A 22,840-nucleotide genomic window follows, 5' to 3' on the forward strand; every position below is an offset into this window, starting at 1 on the left:
TCTTTTATATCGACAAAAAACACGATTTATAAAGGAGTATTTTAGGAATCCCGCAATTCTACCTAGAGGATAAACAGAAAATTAATATATTCTTTGACTCGTACCAATTACCATTGAAGCAATATGCATCAATCTAGTAATAAATATATATCTAATTTCCCTATTTTTTCAAATTCTACAGAGAGCTCCACTGCTTTTTCATAGCCTGATAAAGTAGTAGTTCCTTGCAAAATAGTTGGTGCTGTTATGTCTGTCTTGATACCATTTTGAACAATCGTTGTAGAAAGGTTACCAGCTAGCATATTTCCTAGCTCACCACTAAAGGAAGCAAGCATCTCCCCTTCCACAGCCATTCCAAACATCGCTTCACCTATCGCCGCAAAAACAGATGGGTCACCTGCAAGAATCAGCTTTCCTTTGGCATCTCCTGTAAATCCGATTAAAACGCCAAAAGATAGTGATAATGAGGTTCCCACCAATGTGGGCTTTGCTATTTCACATGGAATCGGAATGATTGATTTCAAAGATGTATTCATTCCATTTAATAAAAATACGACTGAACGATTACGTTCCTCTTTTGTTGATATCATTGGGTACCCCCTATTATTTATGTTTAACAAGTCAATTTGGACTGGTTAAAAAGAACTATATAATATTAATACTTTATCTATATCGGAACATACGGGAGAATTTGTAGCAAACTAGCTATATTTTTTGGAATATTTTTAGCCAGTAGTCAAGTCTTCTTTATCGTATCATGAGTCGAGTGAAGCCTCGATACGACTTTGTGGACGCTGCTGCAGCGGAATTTAAGTTATCCACAGCATTCAAATTTTATATTTTTCCACACAATAAAATGGAGCTAAACATCAGTAGTTTAGCTCCTAAGCTCGCATAAAACTCCACATTGATATAGTAGTTTTTTATTCCTTGCTGTCTTGTTAGTTTGTTAGAAATTTATTATTTAGTCTTCCACATGAATTTCATAGTTAGGTAAAATCAAAACCTCAACTCGTCTGTTTTTCGCCCTATTTTCTTTACTTGTATTGGGAACAATTGGTTTATACTCTCCAAAACCTTTTGCGCTAAAAAGCGTTGGGTCAAGCGATTCATTTTCTAAAACAAGCCGCATGAAGTTAAGTGCACGGGTAACACTCAGTTCCCAATTGGATTCAAACGGCGAGTCGCCAATTGGCACATCATCTGCATGCCCGCTAATTACAATCTGATGTGGAGGCTCTGTGTACAGTAAATTGGAAACTTCCTGTGCAATCGATATTCCTTCTTGCTTCACTTCAGCACTACCTGAATCAAAAAATACATCATTCACAATTGTAACTAATAACCCTTCTTCTGTGAGTTCTGTACCAAACGCATCGGCTAGGTTATTTTCATAAATATAGTTTTGGATTGTCGAGTTTAGTTCTTCAAGATGCAGAAGTTCACCCTCCCCATCCGAAATTGTTACATCCATTTCTTCTTCCGAATCCTCTTGATTGTCTTTTTCAAGTTCTCCAGAATCAACTGGTGTCTTGACTGGAATTTCATGATTCTCAAGAATCCCGCTGCCTCCACCAGAAAACTGATCACGAAATACACCTGAAAGCTGTTCGTACTTTTGTACGTTTATATCACTCATTGCGAACAATACAATAAATAGAGCAACTAGAAGCGTTAATAAATCAGAGTATGGGAGAAGCCAAGATTCATCAATATGTGATTGCTTCTTTTTCTTCCTTCTACTCATCTGAATTCACCTGTTTCATCGCAGCTAATTCTTTAGAAGAAAGCAGTGAACCAAGCTTCTCTCGTACAATCAGCTGGGAATCGCCAGTAGTAATAGAAAGAATTCCTTCTACCATGATTTCCTTTTGCAGTACTTCTTTTTTAGATTTCTCTCGTAACTTATTTGCAAATGGATGCCATAATACATAACCAGTAAAAATTCCTAATAATGTCGCAATAAAGGCAGCCGAAATAGCAGCACCTAATGCTTCCATATTAGACATATCACCAAGGGCCGCAATTAAACCAATAACCGCCCCCAGTACTCCAAGGGTAGGTGCATAGGTGCCAGCCTGTGTGAAAACGGCAGCCCCTTCTTCGTGTCGCTGCTCCATCGCACTAATCTTCTCCAGCATAATATCTTTAATGAAATCTGGAGATTGTCCATCAATTGCTAGTTGCAGCCCAGATGCTAGGAATGGATCCTCTACTTCATTTACCTGCTCTTCCAACGATAAGATACCTTCTCTACGTGTTTGATCTGCCCAGCTACTGAACATTTCAACTAATTCCCTCGTATTTGTTTTGTTCGTTTCCGTAAATAAAATTTTAAATAGAGTAGGTACATTTTTAAGTGTACTCGTTGGAAATGCTATTGTGACAGCAGCAACTGTCCCTAGTATAATGATTAATAGAGCAGCAGGATTTATCAGTGCTGTAACACCTACCCCTTTTAGCACCATTCCAACTCCTACTGCAATTAATCCTAATATTAATCCAATAATTGATGTTTTATCCATTGTTGACCTCCTGATAAATCTGTGTCAGATTCATATAAACTTCTATATTTAATTATCGGCAAATTTATAGAGTAATGAAGGTGTTTATTAAATGTAAAATAATAATTTATTAGGAGGGATTAAAATGAAGTTACCTGTTGAAGGATATAAAATTAAAAATAGCTTCCCTTAAAATTTAAAGGGAAGCTATTTTTATTAGTTTAGTAGGTTCTTCTCTACTTTTCCATCTTTCATTACAATCTGAATCGTATCATTGTCAGCAAGAGAGGAAATATCCTCCAGCGGGTTGCCTTTTACGATAATAATATCTGCTAATTTTCCAGCTTCAATTGTCCCAACTTTATTTTCCCATCCGAGACATTCTGCAGCAGTTTTTGTAGAAGCTACAATGGACTCCATCGGTGACATTCCAATCTCCGTCATTAAACCTAGCTCACGTAAGTTGATTCCATGTTTCACAACTCCTGCATCTGTTCCCATAGCAATTTTCACACCGGCTTGATAAGCTTTTGCAATACTTGCTTTATGAATTTCAATAACTTCCTTTGATTTTTCTACAGCAGTATCAGGCATACCTGCTTCCTCTGCTGTTTCTAAAACACCAACAGGAGCAAGTAATGTTGGTACGAGATATGTACCTTTTTCAAGCATCAACTCAATTGCCTCATCATCCAGAAAGATTCCATGCTCAATCGAATGTACTCCAGCCCTTACTGCATTTTTAATACCTTCTGCACCTTGTGCATGTGCCATTACCTTGACACCTTTTCTAAACTTTCCTTCCTCAACAATCGCTTCTAATTCTGCTTGAGAAAATTGCGTGAATTCCGGGTGGTCTGTTGCACTTGTTACACCACCAGTTGCGTGCACCTTTATAACTTCTGCACCTGCACGCAGCATTTCACGTGCTTTTTTGCGAACCTCTTCTACTCCATCACATTTTCCACTTGGCATTCCTGGATAACCCGATGGTAAAAGATCCATTTCTATACCCGAGACTGTATAACCATCCCCATGCCCGCCAGTGATCGTCAGTGCGTTAATACTTAATTGCATTCTTGGTCCTGTAATAAGCCCCTCTTCAATTGCTTTTTTCACACCTAGATCTGCTCCAAGTGCATCACGAACAGAAGTAATGCCTGCGTATAATGTTGCTTCCAGGTATTTTGCTGCTTGGTAATACATAAAAGAAAATGGAGTTGTCAGCCTTTTTGCAACCGGTGAAAACTCGAGCATCATATGAACGTGTGTATCTATTAAACCTGGCATAATCGTTCCACCCTGCGCATCCAAAACTGCTTCATTACCGTCTGCAGTATACATACTTTCGGGACCAACGTATTGTATACAATTACCTTCTACAACAACAATTGCACCTTGTTGAATTTCTCCACCATTTCCATCTATCAACAATCCATTTTTAATTATTGTTTTTCCCATTTTATTTCCCTCCAACGATTCCTATAATGTTTGAACTAATATTCCCGCGATGACTACTGATGCAATGGTAACGGTCGTAAACCCGCCAATTAGCATCGGTGTCAGCATTTCATTAAAAATGGTTTCCTCTTCCTCTTTATTCCTTGCAATACTTCTGCTTACTTCTTCACAAAGAATATAGTCAGCCGGAAACCCAAATAATGCTGTTAAAGCAACAGGCATTCCCTTATATGGGTGCCACTTCAGCAGCTTCGAAACGATAAATCCACCTAATGAAATACCGAGTGTACCAAGCAAAAGCAAAACAATGATACTAGGCAGGTTGTTTAATACATCCTGTGGACTAACATCAGCCATTGTACCAATAACAACAAATATAATTGCAATCATCGTTAAGTTAAATGAATTCGCTTTTTCCAGTGATTTATGTTCAAAGATACCGAGCTTCAATCCTGTTACACCAAATGCAAGACACCAAAGACTGTAATGGATTGGTGTTACCTCACCTAGTGCCGTACCAATTGCTGCACCTACAAATACAAAGAATAATTTTAATGTCATACTCGATTTAATTGGACTCTTCGCAGCTGTTTCCTTTGTAGCTGTAAGCTTAGTATCTTCCATCGGCTTAAATGTTCCATTATCTATCTGCTCTTGAATCGTAAACGCATATTTTCTTAGAAAATATTGCGCGAGCGGCATTCCCAATAATCCTTGAAACGCAACGATCAATGCTGGAATAACTACTAAGCTTGTCAGCCCAATCTCTGTTAACTTTTCAGAAGTAATAATTAGTGCTACAACTCCTCCACTGAGCGGCCCAATTCCCGCTACCGCAGTTGGATAGTCAAAGAGAAATGAGACAATAACCAATATGAGTACACCAGAAACTATAATCCCTCCTAATGAAATTAATACAGCTTTATACTGCGTTTTCAAGAGTGAAAAAGGAATCATTGTGCCCATGTGTAAAATAGCAGGTCCAACTAACATCGCCCCTAATGCAGCGAATTGTGATGTTGCAAGAATATCTTTAGGGAATATTCCCGTCCAAATACAAATCAAATAACCTACCATCGCGGTAAGAAGCATTGGAATTCTTGCTTTGGAGATGATCGAAAGCCACTCTCCAAGTGCAATCAATGCAAAAATAAGCGTTGTAGCTATAAGTGGATTGCTTAGCATAAAAAGACCTCCGTATCTAAGATGTAAAGTTTTATTATTATGAAAATTCACTCCATGCAAGCAGGTCCTTTATATAATAGCAACCAATGTTTAGAGCAATTTTAGATATTATAAACCCATTTCCTCTCAAAAATCAATACAATATCTGAAATTTTTGTCGAATTTCGTCATGTATTCGCTATCATTATTTAAACTCAACTCGAAATTTTCTTATATAACGAAAGTGTAGCTTAAAATAAAATGGAGAGTTACATTAAAGCGCAACTCTCCATTTACAAAGCTCTTATATAGGACTCAATAATTCACACAGATAAACGTGCTTTCATTTCTCCAGAGTCATCCTTTCGCTGTTTCTGTATATACCAAACCCCGAGAAGGAGTAATAATCCAATTAAACTAATAACCAAATCAGGTACAATAAGCATAACACCTGCAATAAACAGAATCAGACGCTCCCATGAATAGGAACTTCTTATGAAAAATCCAATCACAGCGCTACTAACTGCGGTCATTCCGATAATTGCAGTTAATAAGGAAATAATGAGTCTTATTGGTGTAATATCCTGTAACAACAATATTGGATTGTAAATGAATATATACGGTATAATGAATGCAGCTATGGCTAATTTCACAGCTGTTACCCCCGATTTAAATGGATTTGCTCGAGCGATGCCAGCCCCAGCATATGCAGCCAAGCAAACAGGTGGTGTAATATCTGCAACAATTCCGAAGTAAAAGACAAACATATGAGCTGCTATCGGTAAAACCCCAAAATCATTAATTAGAACAGGCGCTGCAATGGTCGCTGTCACGACATAGTTAGCGGTTGTTGGAAGTCCCATGCCCAAAATAATACAAGCAATCATGGTAAAAATTAAGGAGAAAAATAGTATGCCACCTGATAACGCAATGATACTTGCGGCAAATTTAGCTCCCAAGCCTGTAATACTTACAACTCCAGCAATAATCCCTGCCGTTCCAACTGCTGCAATTACCGGCAGTGCTACCCGAGCACCTTCCTCCAGAACAAGAAACACTTTTTTAACGCTCATTCGTGTGTCTTTTCGAATTAAGCTAACAAGAAAAGCAGTGAAAATCCCCATTAATGCTGCTCGTTGTGGAGTAAAACCAACCATAATCGTTCCAATAATAATGAATAGCGGCAGAAGCATGTACCCATTTTTCACCATTAACTCCTTGAAAACTGGCAGCTGAGCCTTCGGTAATCCGATAACACCTATTTTCTTTGCTTCAAAATGAGTTCCAATAAAAATACCTGTAAAATATAATACAGCAGGAACGATTGCTGCTAACATAATTGTTCCGTAGGACACACCTAAATATTCCATCATAATAAATGCCGCGGCTCCCATAATTGGTGGCATAATTTGTCCCCCAGTAGACGCAGAAGCTTCTGTCGCTGCAGCAAATTCTGGCTTAAACCCTGACTTTTTCATCATTGGAATGGTAAACGATCCAGAAGCAACTGTATTCCCAACCGAACTTCCAGATACCATACCTTGCAGTGCACTTGCTACTACAGCTGTTTTAGCAGTACCACCCGTAAATCTTCCCGTTAAAGCAAGTGCAATATCATTAAAAAACTGACCGATTTTCGTGTGCACTAAAATAACGCCAAAGAAAAGAAATAAGAAAATAAACTTGGCTGATATTTGAATCGGCGTACCAAAAATACCGATCTCCTTATACCATAAGTCTGTGGTAATCCGGTCCACGGCGAATCCTGGATGTGACAGTATTTGTGTCGGCATAAAGTTACCAAAAACAGCATACAAAATCGCAACACTCGCTACAATGACAATAGGAAGTCCTACCGTTCGACGAGTTGCTTCCAGTAATAATAAAATTCCAAGAATAGAAATAATAACATCTAACGTACCATATCCAGAAATACGACTTTGAAGAATCGATTCAAAGAAAATAATCTTATGGTACGTTACATAAATTGCAGTAAATGCTAAAAGCACATCATACCATGGAACGGTTTTTTGTTTTTTTTGTAATCCTTTTTTTGCAGGAAACAGTAAAAACATAAGACCAAGCGCTGTTCCTAAGTGAATTGCTCCTTGCTGCTGTGATGGAAGTGTACCAAAATAACCTGTATATAAATGGAATAGCGTAAGAGCTACACCTAGAAATGAAACGACCCAAGCCCACTTTCCAATGTTTACACGGTAATTGCTCTCGCGATCATATTTTTCTAAAATTTGTTTAGCATCTAGTTGGGAGTTTTCTTTCATTCGATCACACCTTTATAAAATAGTAAGAAAAGGATCCCGGTTTAATTACTAGATCCTCTTCTTTGTATTCTTATATAGCAATTAAAATATGGAACCAAGTACCTCTATATAACTTACTCTAAATCGTCCAGGCTCGTGATGTCTGTGTTTTCCCGTGTAACAATTTGAACGACTTCAGGGTAAATATGACCGATAAATGCTGCATTTGTAACTTCATTTTCTGCAAAGTCACCTTCTCCATGCACTGCATCCAGTGCCGGTACATGAACTGTCATACCAAGATCCATATTCCCATCACGTATACTGGCTAAGTTTTCAATGGAAGCACCCGTTTCTGTATTCGTCACATTTAATCCTTCAATATTCTTATTCCAAATCGTCGCTATTTCTCCACCGAGTGGATAATAGGTACCGCCCTGACTTCCCGTTCCCAAAATTAAATCATTCTTTCGTTCCGTTGCGCCTAGTACTGCAACTTCATTATCTACCGCCAACCCTTGCTCTTCGTAATAACGCTTAGCACCAGGATGAATCGGTAAGCCTTCTGCTCCTTGCAGTGCATTTTCCAACGTCATATGCACGGACTGTGCATGTGTATTTTCGTTTGCATTTTCCACCATACTTTTCGCAAGCTCATATCCAAGCTCTTCATCAATTGAATCTGTATTTGCTACTAAAACAGCAAATGCCGTAACGGTCTCAATATCTTCATCCATAAAATCATACGTATCCTGTGGAATCGTGTATCGCATGTATCCACTGTTTTCTTCCATATATGCTATCGCATCATCTGATAACCCAATCATTTTCACATCACCAACAGACGCTTGCAAACTTTCAATATTACCGGCAGGCAAACCTAGAATACCAATAGAAACATCGATGTTTCCGTCTTGTACACCATCTGCTGCGTCTCCAAAGCCTTCTTGATAGGCACTATAATCACTATCTTCAATACCATAGGCATCCAAAATTAATTTGGATACCGCATTTGTTTCACTTGCAGGCGGACCAATTGCAATATTTGCTCCTCCCCCACCACAGGCTATAAGTAAAAATAAGCATAAAATAGATGTAAGCGTTAACAAAAATATTCTTTTGAACACACCATCAACCCCTTATCATGTTTACTTTTCGGATATTCTTAAATACTATGTAGATTTCCAATGTTAGCCAATCCTTACACTAATTATATATTATTTCAGAAAAATTTCAATATTTATTCAATGGAATATCTGGACAAAATTGAAGCTAATAAACTAGTAGCCAAATCCATAGATTCGACTACTAATTATAGGGAATTTTCCAAACCGTTTGGAAGTATTCAACAATCTACTTCACATGCTAAAACTCCTTTGAGGAAAAAGGCAGAAACAATTTAATTCCCCGCTTATTAACCGGAAGAAACTTGCTATCGGCAACTAGATGGCTAATATAACCAGCTAAACAAGCATAGAAGACACCTTCGATTCCAAGAGACTCCTGTAAATGAAAAGCAATAATTCCGAAGAATATAGTACCTATAATGGAGTGTGTGTAACTCCGATGAGAAACGAAAGATGCTATTAATATGTAAACTCCAAGCAACATTAGCCATTTTTCTTGTAACGTAATACTGCCAGCAAGTATACCTATCCCCGTAATAATTAACATATGTTTTTGTTTAAGCAAAGCTGATAATGCCATCATCGCTATGCCGATCCCCATCCCAAAAAGTCGTTCTGTTGCTGTTCCTTCATAAAGACTGTACATAATCATCAATGCACCAATTAACTGAGCCGCTGATTGAATTACTTTATGGGAGAATGTTATTTTGCTTCGAAGTTTACCATCGATATCCAAATCAGGCATTAAGCCTGAAACACCTCCTAGTCCAACGAAAAGTAATGTTGTCGTAGGAGACGATGCAAATTGATTCGCAACGACAAAGCCTGCAGCCGCTCCAATTGCAACATGTGCTGTTCCATTCATATGATATATCATCTCTTTCCAAATTAATGTGGTATTTTTAGAAAACCTGGTACTTGTAAATGGGATTCGTAGAAAGCATTCTTAGTAGAACTTATACGTTAAAATGCAAGACTTTAGACGAATGCATTCGTTGCACTTATACAGATAGTAAATTTTTTATGCTTTCCTATCCTCCAAAACACCAAGCTCTATTTTACACAAAAATAACAAGTTATGTGTGTTATACAAACAAAATCGACACGTTTAACCATATTTTTGATTATCTTATCTTGCAAAATCATACTATTTCCCTAAGGACGAGCATATATTTCAGCATGATAATTTTTGTATTTATGATACTATTATTTTAAAAAATGTTTGCAAAGGGAGGAATTCTATTGAGATTTTTAACGTCATTTTTTGACAGATTAGTTCAGCGTTACTTACCAGATGCATTTTTATTTGCAATTATTTTAACCATTTTCGTCTATTTTTTAGGGGTTATCTTAACGGACAATGGTCCAATGGAAATGGTTACCCATTGGGGAAATGGTTTTTGGGATCTCCTTGCTTTTGGCATGCAAATGTCCCTCGTTGTTGTGACCGGATTTATTTTAGCAAGTACACCGGTTGTGAAACGCTTTTTAGCTAAGCTTAGTGATTTAGCAAAAACTCCAGGTCAGGCGGTTATGCTTGTTACATTTGTTGCTTTAGTAGCTTGTCTAATAAACTATGGATTTGGGCTAGTTGTAGGGGCATTATTTGCTGTTCACGTCGCAAAACGAGTTCCTGCAGTCGATTATCGGATCTTAATCGCAAGCGCATACAGTGGAATGCTTATCTGGCATGGTGGTTTTTCAGGATCGGTACCACTTCTCATAGCTACCCCTGGACACTTTTTAGAAGATACAATGGGTATAATCCCAGTCGTAGATACATTGTTTAGTCCATTTAATATATTTATTGTTATTACACTATTAATTACATTGCCATTTTTTAATCGATATTTATTAAAAGGTGCCGATCCGATAAGTCCAACAAATACGTCATTATGGAAAGAAGAATCGAAAGAAATCGTGAACGCAGCGGTTGCGCAACCAACAACACCTGCTGAACGAATGGAGAATAGCCGGGTCCTCTCACTCTTAATCGGTTTAATGGGACTGCTATTTGTAGGTTATCATTTTGTGATGAATGGATTTGACTTAAATATAAATATAGTTAATTTTATTTTTCTTTTCTTAGGGATTATTCTACACGGAACTCCCCGCCGTTTTCTCGATACAGTTAGTGATGGAGTTAAAAATGCGGGAGGTATTATCGTACAATTTCCTTTTTATGCAGGAATCATGGGAATGATGGATTCATCTGGATTATCCGAACAGATTTCATTATGGTTTGTCAGCTTTTCTACAGCAGCCACATTGCCAATTTTCACATTTATCAGCGCTGGTATTGTGAATGTTTTCGTTCCTTCTGGTGGTGGACAATGGGCTGTGCAAGGACCAATAATGATTCAAGCAGCACTTGAAATCGGTGCGGATACAGCAAAGACTGCTATGGCAGTTGCTTGGGGAGACGCATGGACAAATATGATTCAGCCATTCTGGGCTCTGCCGGTTCTTGCTATTGCAGGACTAAAAATCCGAGATATTATGGGGTTCTGTGTAATGATTTTAATGTTTAGTTTTATTCCAATTGCACTTGGCCTTTTACTATTTTAATAAGGAAACCCCGAGACGTTATACACGCCGGGGTTTCCTTATTTGTGCTACGGCAATACCAAAAATAATGAAGATAAATCCAATAATCATACTAAAACTCATCGTTTCATTTAAGAAGAAACTGCTAAACAAGAGCCCAAATAATGGGACAAGCAAGGTTGATAGTGTTGCAGTTACGATATCCACCACACTAATTATAACAAACCAAACGAAGAAACAAAGTGCGGATGCCAGTATACCTGTGAATAGAATATAATAAACACTGACTGCATTAAATTGGATAGGTTCCCCCCATTCCATAAAAAGCGTTACTATGAGAATGACGATTGCCCCAAACAGCATCTGAAATGCTGTCGCTTGTATTTTCGATAGGTGCTGGACATGAAGACGATAATAAACATTCGATACCCCCCACGATATAGCAGCAATAATTATTAATAGTTCTCCAAATATGACACCGATATCTTGCCCCATCCAAATGTCCCCACCGAGAATTGCTAACAGTCCTAGCATCCCTAGAAACAAACCAGTTAGCTTGGCCGGCGTGATTTTTTCATGCAAAAATTTTGTCGCCAGGATACTGCTCCAAATCGGCATGGAATAAAGGAGTACAGACGATTTTCCAGCATCGACAAATTTCAAAGCAAACATAACAAGCAGAAACACAATTGCTGTCTGTAATAAGCCAACTACAAGGAGATGCTTCCATGATTCTCTTGGAGGAAAACCAACTTTTAGAAAAACTACCATTAACAAGAGCGTTACAGCCCCTATCCCAAATCGAAAAGAAGAAAATGCAAAGGGTCCCATAAAATTAAGAGACTCCTTCATGAGCACCCATGCGTATCCCCAAATAACTGTTATCGTTAGTATTAAGCTCCACAAAACAAATTTATTTTCCTGTATCCGATTTAAAAATTTCCCCACCATTGTTCCCCATTTCGAATAATTCTTACAGCTTATGCTAGCAGAGACAGTGGGTAGAACCAAGGAAAATGTCCCCGCATCGTATTTTCGCAAAAAAAAATAAGCCTGCAGTTGCACGCTTTTAGCTAATTGCTTTAAAGTTTGTTGTGTTGTCTCTTGCTTTGCTCATCATACATTGAAGTACTTGAGCAAGTCTTTCATCCAGATTCTGCGCATTTTGTTCTAAGCCAAGGATTGTTATCTCAACATCATTTATATCAGATTCTAATTGATTAAATAATTGATCCATATGATAGCTATTTTCTTGTATATCTTTCAAATCCTCTAATAACAATGTGATGGCCGCTAACAACTCGTTAATCATTTCCTGGGTCAACACATCCCCCTCCTATACTGCTAGTTTACGCTTTTCGTGCACCATTTCACAAGTGTAATTAGTATGAATTTAAGATAATTAAATAGGTATTATTATCTGTACAATTTTGAGACAGTGAAGCTAAAATATGTACAGTACAGTCAAAGGAAAAAGGATTCCCCTAAAGAACATAGGAACCCCAGAGCCTTCTAAAGTAAACATTCTTCCATCATTTTATTTAAGTTATCTGCGGACCCGGAAATTGTAACTGCCGATTGTTCAATTGCTTCTATGCCCTGTTCAAATACTTCAAGATCAGTTTGAATTGTTTCATTACTGTTTTTCGTTTTATCCATAGTGTTATCAATTTTTTGGAACGCGGCTTCAGTATTTGCCATCTGCCCCTTTACATTGGTTAGAAATTGTTGAACTTCCTGTAAAGAAGAAGCACTATTAAAGATCTGTTCATTCGTTAACGTAACAAGTTCTGTCACGTTTGTAACAGAATTTCCAGTTTGCTCTGCAAGCTTCCTTACTTCTTCAGCAACAACTGCAAAGCCGCGTCCATGCTCTCCAGCTCTCGCTGCCTCTATGGACGCATTCAATGCTAAAAGATTTGTTTGGTCTGCAATCGACTTCACAATTTCAATAATGTCCTTAATCTGTGTGGATGTGTTTTCTAAGTTTGCCATATCTTCATTTACCTTTGTAGTACTCTGCTGCATATTTTCCAAAGATTGATTCATGACTGTTAAACGAGATTTTCCTTCTGCGGCTGCTTCTTTTGCTTCCTCTGCAAATTGTGTACCCGCTTTCGAATTAGAAGTAATGACATTTACTTGTGCAATCATTTCTTCAATGGAAGCTGTTGTTTCTTCAGCCAATGTTGCAAGTTCCGTAGAGTTTTCCTCTAATGTTTGAACCATGTTCATTTTTGTTTGTACATCTTGATCCTTGATTCGCATTACTTCCTCATCGTACGCCTCTAAAACAATCTGCTGTTCCAAATTCAGCAACTTATTGATAACCTTAATTGCTAAAATTTGATCTGCCGTATTTTCGAAGTTTTTTTGTACGATATCGATTAACCCATCAAAGAGCTTTTGAAAGGATGCAATATACCATTTCTGTGTAAGTCCGATTCTTACGTGGATATGGGCGATTATCTTTCTTCTCTTAATAAAGGAATCATTCATCTCACCAGAAAACATCTCAACGATATGGGTACGTAATGTTTTCTTCAGTCTTTCAATTGAGCTGTTCTTTTCAATGATTTTAATTAAATCTTGGTTGTATTCTAGATTTTTATAAAATCCCTCAACAACGAACTGATTTTCAGCCTCTATATAAGGCTTTAACACCTGTGCAATTGCAAAATCTTCCCTTGAAAAATCCAACATTTTTAATTGCTTCTCTAAATCAGACCCTGTTTCTATTTGTAGCTTAGGGTCCATTTGCTTACTCCATTCGACTAAAACAGCATCATTTCTTTGTTTTCTTTTAACAAACATGTTGCCCCCTACTTTCTACCCATGCTTTTAAACTTATCCTTTATATCGGATACAAAACCATTGATGTTTAATCTAATAATCGGAAATAAAAATCGCCTCTCACAAAGTAAGAAGCGATTGATACTGTTGTATTAAGTTTGACCGTCACCACCTAGTATCTTCCCTGCCAACGCATATAGCACGGCATACGTTACAAAGTGGGAGGAGTTATCATTTGGATCTTGCTGTGGGTAGACCTCCACATAGTCCATTCCTCTGACTCCAAGTTTGGCAAATTCATGAATGAGTTCTAATAGTTCAAAAGAAGTAAGCCCATTACCATCAACTGGACCACCAGGGTTAAAGGCAAAGTCAAGTACATCACTGCAAATACTTAAATAAACTGCATCTGTCTCCTTACTTGCAATGTCGTATGCTTGCTTTGCTAAATCGGTTAACTGATTTCCAGCCTGTCGAATTTCTCTTACAGAAATCGTTGCTGCACCGACTTCCTTTGCATATTTACCTGTCTCTGGTTGGTTTCTCGGGCCATGAATCCCCATATGAACAATACTTTCATTTCGTACACTTTCACTTTCATAAATTCGGTGAAATGGTGTACTTCTTGCATATAAGTCACCATTATAATCGGGATAATTATCATAATGCGCATCAAGATGTATGATTCCGACTTCGCCATCTACTTCCTCACTTAAAGCTTTTACAATTGGATACGTAATCCCATGGTCTCCACCAAAAACAACTGGGAACTTTTCCGTCTTCCATACCTTTTTTGCAAAACTTTCAATTCGATTCATCGTTTCTGCTGTATCTGCCGGGACAACATCTACATCACCTAAATCACCAATTTTATAATGACTTAATACATCGATATGATTCAATTCAGGTAAGTAGCCTGAATAGCGTGCTGAATTTATTCGTATCGCCTTTGGACCAAGTTCGCATCCAGTGTAATCTCCCCATGTAACCGCTCCTTCCCATGGTACACCGTAAACAAGAACATCTTTGTCTTTAAAACTATTATCCCCTAAACTAACTTTTTCTCCACCTAAATAACAAGGAGTATTCCCATAGATTTTATTATTCCTCACTCTATCTCTCCTAACCTATTTCATATCTGTGACTTTATCCTATTGGTCATAGACCTTTATCATAACCTTTACCTTAAATTCTTCATATGAAACATAAAATTTCTTATCATGTTAGGGATATGTGCAAAATCAATTAATTATGAAGTTTATTTGCAGCTTTTGGATTAGTAAGTGGGCATTTCGCTAGTTAATTAAAATGATGTGATGAATTAGATTATCTATTTGTAGGAATATGCCGGTCACGAAATGAATATATCTTTAATCGCGACCGAATATAGTTCATTATTGAAAAATAGTTATCTAATATTATATATTGGTTGATTTTTTATCATTACAGAACCTCATCAATCATGGAACATGCTTTTTCAGCAAAAGCTTCACATCGGATTAAATCGTCATCATCTGGTTCAAGCTCGACCTTTAATCGATCAGGGACAAGCTTTGCTCCAAGGTGCTCCAGATGATTTCCCATCAGTTCAATCGATTCACAAAACACATCATAAAAAGATTCTCCTGAACCGAATACTCCAATTAAACGACCGGTCAAATCGACTTCATTCAGTTCATTATAGAAGTCCTCTGCTTCATATGGAATCTGACCGTCATCTGCAGAATGTGTTCCAATCAGTACCAAATCATATTCAAGCAGCTCCTTCACGTCAATTACATCAAATTCAAATGACTTGTATACAACGTGATGTTCTTGTTTCTGTATATAATGAACAATGGCTTTTGCCATCATTTCTGTATTACCTGTACAACTAGAACAAATTACAAGAATCTTATTCATGCTACTCCCTCCATGTATTTCCTTTTTATTTCACCTTTATTATAATCGATAATGATAATCATTTTCAATTATAGTTTAAGAATACTTATCAATGTTCATATGTACTACATTTATACATTTTTTTCAAATAAAATAGAGATGCTTAGTCCAATAGGATTAAGTATCTCTATCTAAAACTGATCACTTTTTCATTGTTTACTCACCGAATCGCGATAAACAATCTGGTGCTGAATACTGATTCGTTTAATTGGTTCTGATTTATTAACGGTTTTTTCAATTAAAGCCTTAGCTGATTGGACTCCAAGTTCATGTATTTGTATATCAACTGTCGTTAGTGCTGGACGAATAATTTCAGATAAGTACACATTATTAAAACTGACTAATGAAATATCCTGCGGAACTCGGACACCAGATTCTTCTAACAAACTAAGCACCCCGACACTCATTAAATCATCTGTTACGACTATCCCTGTTGGTGGTTCGTCTAGTGATAGTAAAGTCTCCACAGCTTCTCTCCCACCAGATTTGAGGAATTCCGTATGGATTTTATAACGATCACTAACTTCTAAATCAGCTTCTTGCAATGCAGCTTTATAACCTGCTTCACGATCTATTGTAACAAATAGATCCCTTGAGCCTCCAATAAATGCAATTTTCTCATGACCGTTTTCAATTAAATGCTGTGTTATTTCCTTTCCAGCAATAAAATTGTCATTGTCTACATGTGTAATTTCGTTCATATTTTCGTATGGCTTTCCAACAATGACAAATGGAAATTTCATCTCTTTCAGGAAACTTGTTACACGGTCTTCTAATCGCGAATAAAGTAAAATCACACCATCAACATAGCTGCCGTGGACCAATCGCTGTACTTCCTCAAAAATTTCTTCCTCTGTTTGTCCGCTGGAAAGCGTCATAGAGTATTGCATACGATGTGTAACGGAACCAATGCCTCGTAAAATTTCGGGAAAGAATGGATTTTGCAACGCTTTGTCAGCAGATGATGGCATGATTACCCCGATTGCTTTCGTCGATTTGGCCACTAAGTTCCGAGCATTTATATTCGGATGGTATCCTAAATCTTTCATCGCTTTACGAACTTTTTTCTTTGTTTCTACACTTATCCTCGGATTATCAGCAATTACTCTCGATACAGTAGAGGGTGCTACTCCAGTTGCTTTTGCTACATCTTTTATCGTTACCATTATTCCCACCCTCATCTCAAAGATTGAATTTATATCATTATTATCCTTTTGTTGCCCCAGATGTCAAGCCAGATATAAGATATCGTTGCAATAATAAAAATACAAGAGCAATTGGAACTGCAATCAAAATGGATCCAGCTGCAAATCGAGTGAAGTTTGTTGAAAATTGGTCATTAATAAAGTTGTATAATCCAAGTGCCAATGTGAAATTACTTGGACTTGTTAACACAATACGCGGTAATAGAAAGTCCATAAATGGCGCCATAAAATTAAACAATGCAACCACTGCAAGTATCGGCTTCGCTAACGGCAATATAATGGTCCAAAATATTTTCAAATGACCCGCCCCATCTATCTTTGCTGCCTCATCCAGCTCTTTTGGAATGGTATCCAAATACCCTTTCACAAGCCAAGCATTAAATGGAATTTGCCCTCCCAGATAGATGATCATCAGCCCATAAAGAGAATCTGTTAACCCAATTGTATTTAATAAAATATAAAGAGCCACCATTCCCATTAATGCTGGGAACATTTGCAGTAACAAGAACATATATAAACCATATTTGCGACCAATAAATTGATAGCGTGAAAATGCATAGGCGATTAATGACGTTATAATCACCGAACCGACAGAATTCACAACTGCAATATACATACTATTTTTATACCAAAGTAGGTAATCACTATTCGGGCTTGTAAATAACCAGGCATAATGTTCCCATGTTGGATTACTTGGGAATAATTCGGTTACAAGCATATTCGACCCAGGATTCACACTCATCATTAATGCCCAAAATAATGGATAGCCTATAATAATAAACATAATTAGTAAGAACAGATAGATGAACGCTACTTCGATTTTTGATTTTTTCTTAGTAGACATAGCCATTAGTAACGTCCCTCCTCTTTAAATGCTGCTGTTTTTCTAAATTGAAAGAAGGCAAATATTGAGATAAGTAATCCCATGATAATTGTTATCGCTGCAGCCATATTATAATTATTCGTTACAAATGTCAGTTTATAAACCCATGAAATTAAAATATCCGTACCTCCAGCATTTTGACCACGAACTGCTGGTTCTCCTTCATTAAATAAGTAAATGATATTGAAATTATTAAAGTTACCCGCATATTGCATGATCAAAAGTGGAGCAGTTGCAAATAATAGATGCGGCCATGTAATATGTCGAAACTTTTGGAACCTCGTTCCCCCATCAACATCAGCGGCTTCATACATATCCTGCGGCACACTTTGTAAAACACCAGTAAACAGGGCAAATACAAATGGGAAACCTAGCCAGGTTTGAATCATAATTAAGGCAACTTTTGCCCAAAATGGGTCAGATAGCCATGGAATCATGATTTCAAATTGACTAAGTAAATCGCGGTTAATTGCCCCAAATGTCGGATTAAATAATGCAGAAAAGATTAAGATGGATACGAATGCAGGTACTGCCCAAGGTAAAATCAGTACCGTGCGAATAGTACGTTTAAATTTAACTCGTTTGTCATTAACGAGTAGTGCAAGAAATAAACCAAGACCAATTTGTAATGTCGTAGCAACAACAGTCCAAACAATTGTCCATGTGAATACACTTAAAAAAGTATCCTTCCATATATTCACACTTCCTAATGCTGCAAAATTATCTAACCCTACCCAATTCAATAGATTCCGAGGTGGTGAATTGTATTGATTATAATCGGTAAATGCCAAGCTAACCATGAATAATAATGGCAAAACTACAACAAATAATAGCATCAATAGTCCTGGCAAAATCATAAAGTACGGAAATCCATTATCATAAAAGTTTTTGATTCCTTTTAATAGTGTTGGAATTGGTTTTCCATCTGCACGGGCAATTGCATCCTTTCTAGCATCCATAATGTTATAAACATAGATTGCGATGCCGAATGCGAGTACGATTAAAGCTATTAATCCTTGGATTAACAATTGAATGGAGTGGTGTTCTCGTGGAATGGTTCCTAATGTAAACAATCCCCAAATACCTATATCAATAAGGTCCCATGTTGTGATTAAAAACGAGATAGCCACAAGTAAAAATAATATTCCTTTTAAAAAGCGCCGGTTATAGATTTGACCTAAACCTGGAATAACTATCGATAACAATGTAGCAACATTTCTACTAGTTTTGTTGGATCGACTATTCGCCATTTGTCTTCCCCCTCATGCAAAAGGCATAAATAAATATATGGGAAGAACCCTTCCCATATATTTATTTTCTAATTAATTTGCTCCAGAAGCTGCAATTTGATCTTGGATCGTTTGTACTGCTTCCTCTAACACTTCATCAACAGGCTCACCTTTAGAAATAAAACTAAGTGCATTATTAATTGGATCCCATACTTGCTGCATTGCTGGAACACTAGGCATTGGTTCTCCATATGTTGTTTGCTCAGCGAATGCAGAGAATATTGGATCATCCGCAATGATTGAGTCCTCCATGGCATCGTCACGTGCTGGAATTTCACCAGCAACATCATAGTATGTCATTGAATTATCAAAGTTTGTAATATAAGCCATCAGGTCTTCAGCCCACTCTTTATTCTCAGAGTAGTAGGAAAGCATATACGATTTTACTCCAACAAATGATTTCGGGTTTTCACCATTATCGAGTATTGGCAGTGGTGCTGCTGCTAAGTCATCACCTAAAGCCTCTGAATAATCACGAACCATCCATGGTCCATTAATTACAGATGAAACTTTTCCTTCTTGGAATAATCCATTCATAATGTCTGGTGTAAGATCTTGTGGTATATAACCATTATCAAACCAGGATTGAACTAAGTTACCACCTTCAATCGATCCTTCATTAGCTAGTCCAATATCAGCAATATCATAATTTCCTGCGTCATTTGCAAATACATATGCACCATTACCAGAGAAGAAAGGATAGACAAAATAGAAATTTGCTGCTTCCATTAAAAAACCAAATTCATCATTACTTGCATTCGTATCCCGTTCAGCAATTGCCATCAAATCTTCCATTGTTTCAATTTCTTCATCAACCAATGATTTATTATAATACATGGCATATGTCTCAATTACTGCCGGATATCCCCAATATTCTCCATCATATTGAACAGCATCCAATGCAGTTTGTGTATACTCTGTTTCTTTATCTCCTAGATTGACTGGGTCAACTAACCCGCGTAATACGAGGTCTCCAATTCGATCATGTGGCTGAAAGATAACGTCTGGTCCATTTCCAGCTGGCCCTTCCACATCAAGTTTTTCAACTTGTTCGAGCATATCAACAGGAACCATATTAACCTTTATGCCTGTCTCCTCTGTGTATTTATCAGTTATTTCTTTTACAGCTTCCTCCTGTTTTTCCTCTGCATTAACCCATAGCGTAAGCGCTTCCGGTTTTTCCGGCATTTCGCCCTCTGCTTCTGCATCCGTATTCGTCCCACCATCTGTATTTGATGGTTCTGCATCATCTGGACCACAAGCTGCTAAAATTCCCATAATAAGTAAAAATAAAACACTAATGCTCAACCACTTTTTCATCTAATTTCCCTCCCCAAAATTATAATTTGCAGCGTTTTCACCTTTTTAATGAAAACGTTTGCGCAACTATATAGTATTTATTATACATTGTTTTATGAAAATATCAATATCAAAATATAATTAATTATCGCTCTTGTTACCGGTTACAAAAATAATATGAACATATTCATAATTTTATCTGCTCACCTATTTTTTTGCTTATATTGTGCAAACGTTATTCATTAAGATTTATTGAAAGAGGACAATCATACAGATTTTTGTCCCCCTCTGGTACAAAAAGCTACAACAACCGATAAACCCTCGCCTCATATGGCCACAATACATTTTCTTCTAATTTATTATAATTACACAGAAGTAATTCTTTCTTAATAGACTTTAACTCTGCTGGAAGTTCTATTTCTACCTTTTTCGCAAATAAGTTGGTTATTACGATAACAACCTCATCATCCAATGTTCTCGTATACGCATAAACATGATCATGATTCTCTAAAATCAGTTCGTAGTTCCCATAAATAAAAACACTATTCTCTTTTCTCAACTTAATTAGTTTTTTATAATAATGATAGATTGAATCTGGATTTTGAATTTCTTGTTCCACATTTATTTCCGTATAGTTCGGATTCACTTTCATCCATGGAGTTCCATTTGTAAAACCGGCATGCTTTTCATGTGTCCACTGCATTGGAGTTCTTGAGTTATCACGACCAGTTTTCCAAATTACCTTCATGATTTTTTCAATGGGGGTTCCCTTACTCAGCTCTTCATGATAATAGTTTCTCATCCCAACATCATCATAATCATCAATGGATGGAAACTGAACATTCGTCATCCCAATTTCCTGCCCTTGATATATAAATGGCGTTCCTTGCATAAGAAAATACATTGTCGCTAAGCTTTTGGCAGATTCCACACGATATTCCCTACTATTCCCCCATGTTGAAATGGAACGAGGCTGGTCATGATTTTCTAAGAATAATGCATTCCATCCAATACCTTCCAATCCTTTTTGCCATTTAGTCAATGTTTTCTTTAAGGCATGTATATCCAAGCCTGTATCGGTATGCTTACCCCAAAGGTCTAAATGTTCAAATTGGAAAATCATATCGAATTTCCCTTTTTCCACTCCGACCCACTCTTCCGCTTCGTCCATACGTACACCATTTGCCTCCCCAACAGTCATAATGTCATAATTAGAAAAGGTTTTTTCCTTCAATTCCTCTAAAAAAACTTGAATGCCCGGTCGATTCATATGACCTTTATAGGAAGGAACATATTTCATCTTTTTCGGATTCGGCAAGTCTGGGAATCCAGCAACCTTTTTTATATGGGAAATCGCATCTACTCGAAACCCATCAATTCCTTTATTGAGCCACCAATTTACCATTGTGTACAGCTCTTCACGGACAATTGGGTTCTCCCAATTTAAGTCTGGCTGTTTTTTGGAGAACACATGTAAATAATATTCCTTTGTTTCTTTATCGTATTCCCACGCTGAACCACCAAAGATAGATTCCCAATTATTCGGCTCTTTACCATTTTTACCTGGATGCCAAATATAATAATCTCGATACGAATTACCTTTAGAAGCACGTGATTCAATAAACCAGGAATGCTCATCAGATGTATGATTAATAACCAAATCCATAATTAGCTTCATTCCACGATGATGAGCGGCTTCAAGTAGTTGATCAAAGTCTGCCATTGTCCCGAATTCATCCATGATTGCCTGATAGTCACTAATATCATAACCATTATCATCATTTGGAGATTGATAGATTGGACTTATCCAAATCACATCAATACCAAGCTCCCTCAAGTAATCAAGCTTAGAAATAACTCCCTGGATATCTCCGATGCCATCTCCGTTTGAGTCCATAAAACTTCGCGGATATACTTGGTAAGCGGTTGCTTCTTTCCACCATATCTTCTTCATTTTTATCCCCCTTTTTCTATTGCTGATTCAAATGATTTTTTAAGTTTCCACATGTCGATAAAATGCAGAAAATGGTAAACCTCTTCTATCATAGCGTATACCTTCTATTAGCTGACGTATGGTAATTTCTGATAGATTTTGCCGGGCTCTTAACCTTCAACTCAATTGACTAACGTGCTCAATGAATTCAAGTGCTTTCACATACAATATTAAAAAGCTAGTTATTGCAACTGTGCAACACCAGCGAAAACGTTTGCACTAATTGCTTCGATTACAATAGTAGCACGATAAATATAAAAGGGCAATTGTTTTTAAATAGTATCTAGATTAAATATTGCTATTTAGCAAGATTACCTAAAAAAAGATGTCATTTAAATAAGGGAGTATTACAGGAAAACGATTGCACATTTAT

General features: G+C 37.1%; 19 protein-coding genes. 1 reads left to right on the forward strand and 18 read right to left on the reverse strand.

Annotated features, from left to right (window positions below):
* Nucleotides 1-128 precede the first annotated feature (128 nt).
* The 8 genes from MHH64_RS17510 to MHH64_RS17545 all read right to left on the reverse strand — a co-directional run bounded on the left by MHH64_RS17510 (nucleotide 129) and on the right by MHH64_RS17545 (nucleotide 9,382).
* Nucleotides 129-590 carry a chemotaxis protein CheX gene (locus tag MHH64_RS17510; protein WP_095311070.1) on the reverse strand — a complete coding sequence of 154 codons (462 nt, stop codon included), beginning with the start codon at nucleotides 588-590 and terminating at the stop codon, nucleotides 129-131.
* A gap of 374 nt (nucleotides 591-964) precedes the next feature.
* Nucleotides 965-1,747 carry a flagellar motor protein MotB gene (gene motB, locus MHH64_RS17515; protein ID WP_095311069.1) on the reverse strand — a complete coding sequence of 261 codons (783 nt, stop codon included), beginning with the start codon at nucleotides 1,745-1,747 and terminating at the stop codon, nucleotides 965-967.
* Nucleotides 1,740-2,525 carry a flagellar motor stator protein MotA gene (gene motA / locus MHH64_RS17520; protein WP_095311067.1) on the reverse strand — a complete coding sequence of 262 codons (786 nt, stop codon included), beginning with the start codon at nucleotides 2,523-2,525 and terminating at the stop codon, nucleotides 1,740-1,742. The genes motB and motA overlap by 8 nt, the downstream gene beginning before the upstream one ends.
* 195 nt (nucleotides 2,526-2,720) lie before the next feature.
* A complete protein-coding gene (locus MHH64_RS17525) occupies nucleotides 2,721-3,965 on the reverse strand; it encodes an amidohydrolase family protein (RefSeq protein ID WP_095310626.1) in 1,245 nt (414 codons plus the stop codon).
* A 21-nt stretch (nucleotides 3,966-3,986) separates the two neighbouring features.
* A complete protein-coding gene (locus tag MHH64_RS17530; RefSeq protein WP_095310628.1) occupies nucleotides 3,987-5,150 on the reverse strand; it encodes a hypothetical protein in 1,164 nt (387 codons plus the stop codon).
* Nucleotides 5,151-5,452: 302 nt separating this feature from the next.
* Nucleotides 5,453-7,411, reverse strand: coding sequence for a TRAP transporter permease (locus tag MHH64_RS17535; RefSeq protein WP_095310630.1), 1,959 nt, complete (start codon nucleotides 7,409-7,411; stop codon nucleotides 5,453-5,455).
* Between the two features lie 113 nt (nucleotides 7,412-7,524).
* Nucleotides 7,525-8,517, reverse strand: a complete 993-nt coding sequence (locus tag MHH64_RS17540; protein ID WP_118889930.1) for a TAXI family TRAP transporter solute-binding subunit — start codon at nucleotides 8,515-8,517, stop codon at nucleotides 7,525-7,527.
* A gap of 238 nt (nucleotides 8,518-8,755) precedes the next feature.
* Nucleotides 8,756-9,382, reverse strand: a complete 627-nt coding sequence (locus MHH64_RS17545; RefSeq protein ID WP_095310635.1) for a metal-dependent hydrolase — start codon at nucleotides 9,380-9,382, stop codon at nucleotides 8,756-8,758.
* Between the two features lie 377 nt (nucleotides 9,383-9,759).
* On the opposite strand from MHH64_RS17545, the gene MHH64_RS17550 reads away from it, so the two are divergent.
* Nucleotides 9,760-11,085 (forward strand): short-chain fatty acid transporter, encoded by a 1,326-nt coding sequence (locus tag MHH64_RS17550; RefSeq protein ID WP_118889929.1) that lies wholly within the window; start codon nucleotides 9,760-9,762, stop codon nucleotides 11,083-11,085.
* A gap of 18 nt (nucleotides 11,086-11,103) precedes the next feature.
* Here the strand turns inward: MHH64_RS17550 and MHH64_RS17555 are convergent, their stop codons facing one another.
* The 10 genes from MHH64_RS17555 to MHH64_RS17600 form a co-directional block, all read right to left on the reverse strand.
* Complete coding sequence (locus tag MHH64_RS17555) at nucleotides 11,104-12,012, reverse strand: DMT family transporter (protein WP_340002111.1); 909 nt, start codon at nucleotides 12,010-12,012, stop codon at nucleotides 11,104-11,106.
* Nucleotides 12,013-12,133: 121 nt separating this feature from the next.
* On the reverse strand, nucleotides 12,134-12,388 hold the full coding sequence (locus MHH64_RS17560) for a hypothetical protein (protein WP_187393169.1): 255 nt from the start codon (nucleotides 12,386-12,388) through the stop codon (nucleotides 12,134-12,136).
* Between the two features lie 188 nt (nucleotides 12,389-12,576).
* The gene (locus MHH64_RS17565; RefSeq protein WP_303450497.1) at nucleotides 12,577-13,878 is read right to left on the reverse strand and encodes a globin-coupled sensor protein; all 1,302 of its coding nucleotides are present in this window, start codon (nucleotides 13,876-13,878) and stop codon (nucleotides 12,577-12,579) included.
* Nucleotides 13,879-14,009: 131 nt separating this feature from the next.
* Nucleotides 14,010-14,969, reverse strand: coding sequence for an agmatinase family protein (locus MHH64_RS17570; protein ID WP_118889926.1), 960 nt, complete (start codon nucleotides 14,967-14,969; stop codon nucleotides 14,010-14,012).
* A 331-nt stretch (nucleotides 14,970-15,300) separates the two neighbouring features.
* A complete protein-coding gene (locus tag MHH64_RS17575) occupies nucleotides 15,301-15,759 on the reverse strand; it encodes a flavodoxin domain-containing protein (protein ID WP_095310643.1) in 459 nt (152 codons plus the stop codon).
* A 188-nt stretch (nucleotides 15,760-15,947) separates the two neighbouring features.
* Nucleotides 15,948-16,964 (reverse strand): LacI family DNA-binding transcriptional regulator, encoded by a 1,017-nt coding sequence (locus MHH64_RS17580; RefSeq protein ID WP_340002112.1) that lies wholly within the window; start codon nucleotides 16,962-16,964, stop codon nucleotides 15,948-15,950.
* 40 nt (nucleotides 16,965-17,004) lie between these two features.
* On the reverse strand, nucleotides 17,005-17,847 hold the full coding sequence (locus tag MHH64_RS17585; RefSeq protein ID WP_095310829.1) for a sugar ABC transporter permease: 843 nt from the start codon (nucleotides 17,845-17,847) through the stop codon (nucleotides 17,005-17,007).
* A gap of 5 nt (nucleotides 17,848-17,852) precedes the next feature.
* Entirely contained in the window at nucleotides 17,853-19,136 is a 1,284-nt protein-coding gene (locus MHH64_RS17590; RefSeq protein WP_095310647.1) for a sugar ABC transporter permease, read from the reverse strand.
* 72 nt (nucleotides 19,137-19,208) lie between these two features.
* On the reverse strand, nucleotides 19,209-20,495 hold the full coding sequence (locus tag MHH64_RS17595; RefSeq protein ID WP_095310650.1) for an extracellular solute-binding protein: 1,287 nt from the start codon (nucleotides 20,493-20,495) through the stop codon (nucleotides 19,209-19,211).
* 280 nt (nucleotides 20,496-20,775) lie between these two features.
* Nucleotides 20,776-22,428: an alpha-glucosidase gene (locus MHH64_RS17600; protein ID WP_339316507.1), complete on the reverse strand. Its 1,653-nt coding sequence runs from the start codon at nucleotides 22,426-22,428 to the stop codon at nucleotides 20,776-20,778.
* Nucleotides 22,429-22,840: the final 412 nt, after the last annotated feature.

This window comes from Oceanobacillus sp. FSL K6-0127 (genome assembly GCF_037983385.1).
Lineage (GTDB): Bacteria > Bacillota > Bacilli > Bacillales > Amphibacillaceae > Oceanobacillus > Oceanobacillus profundus.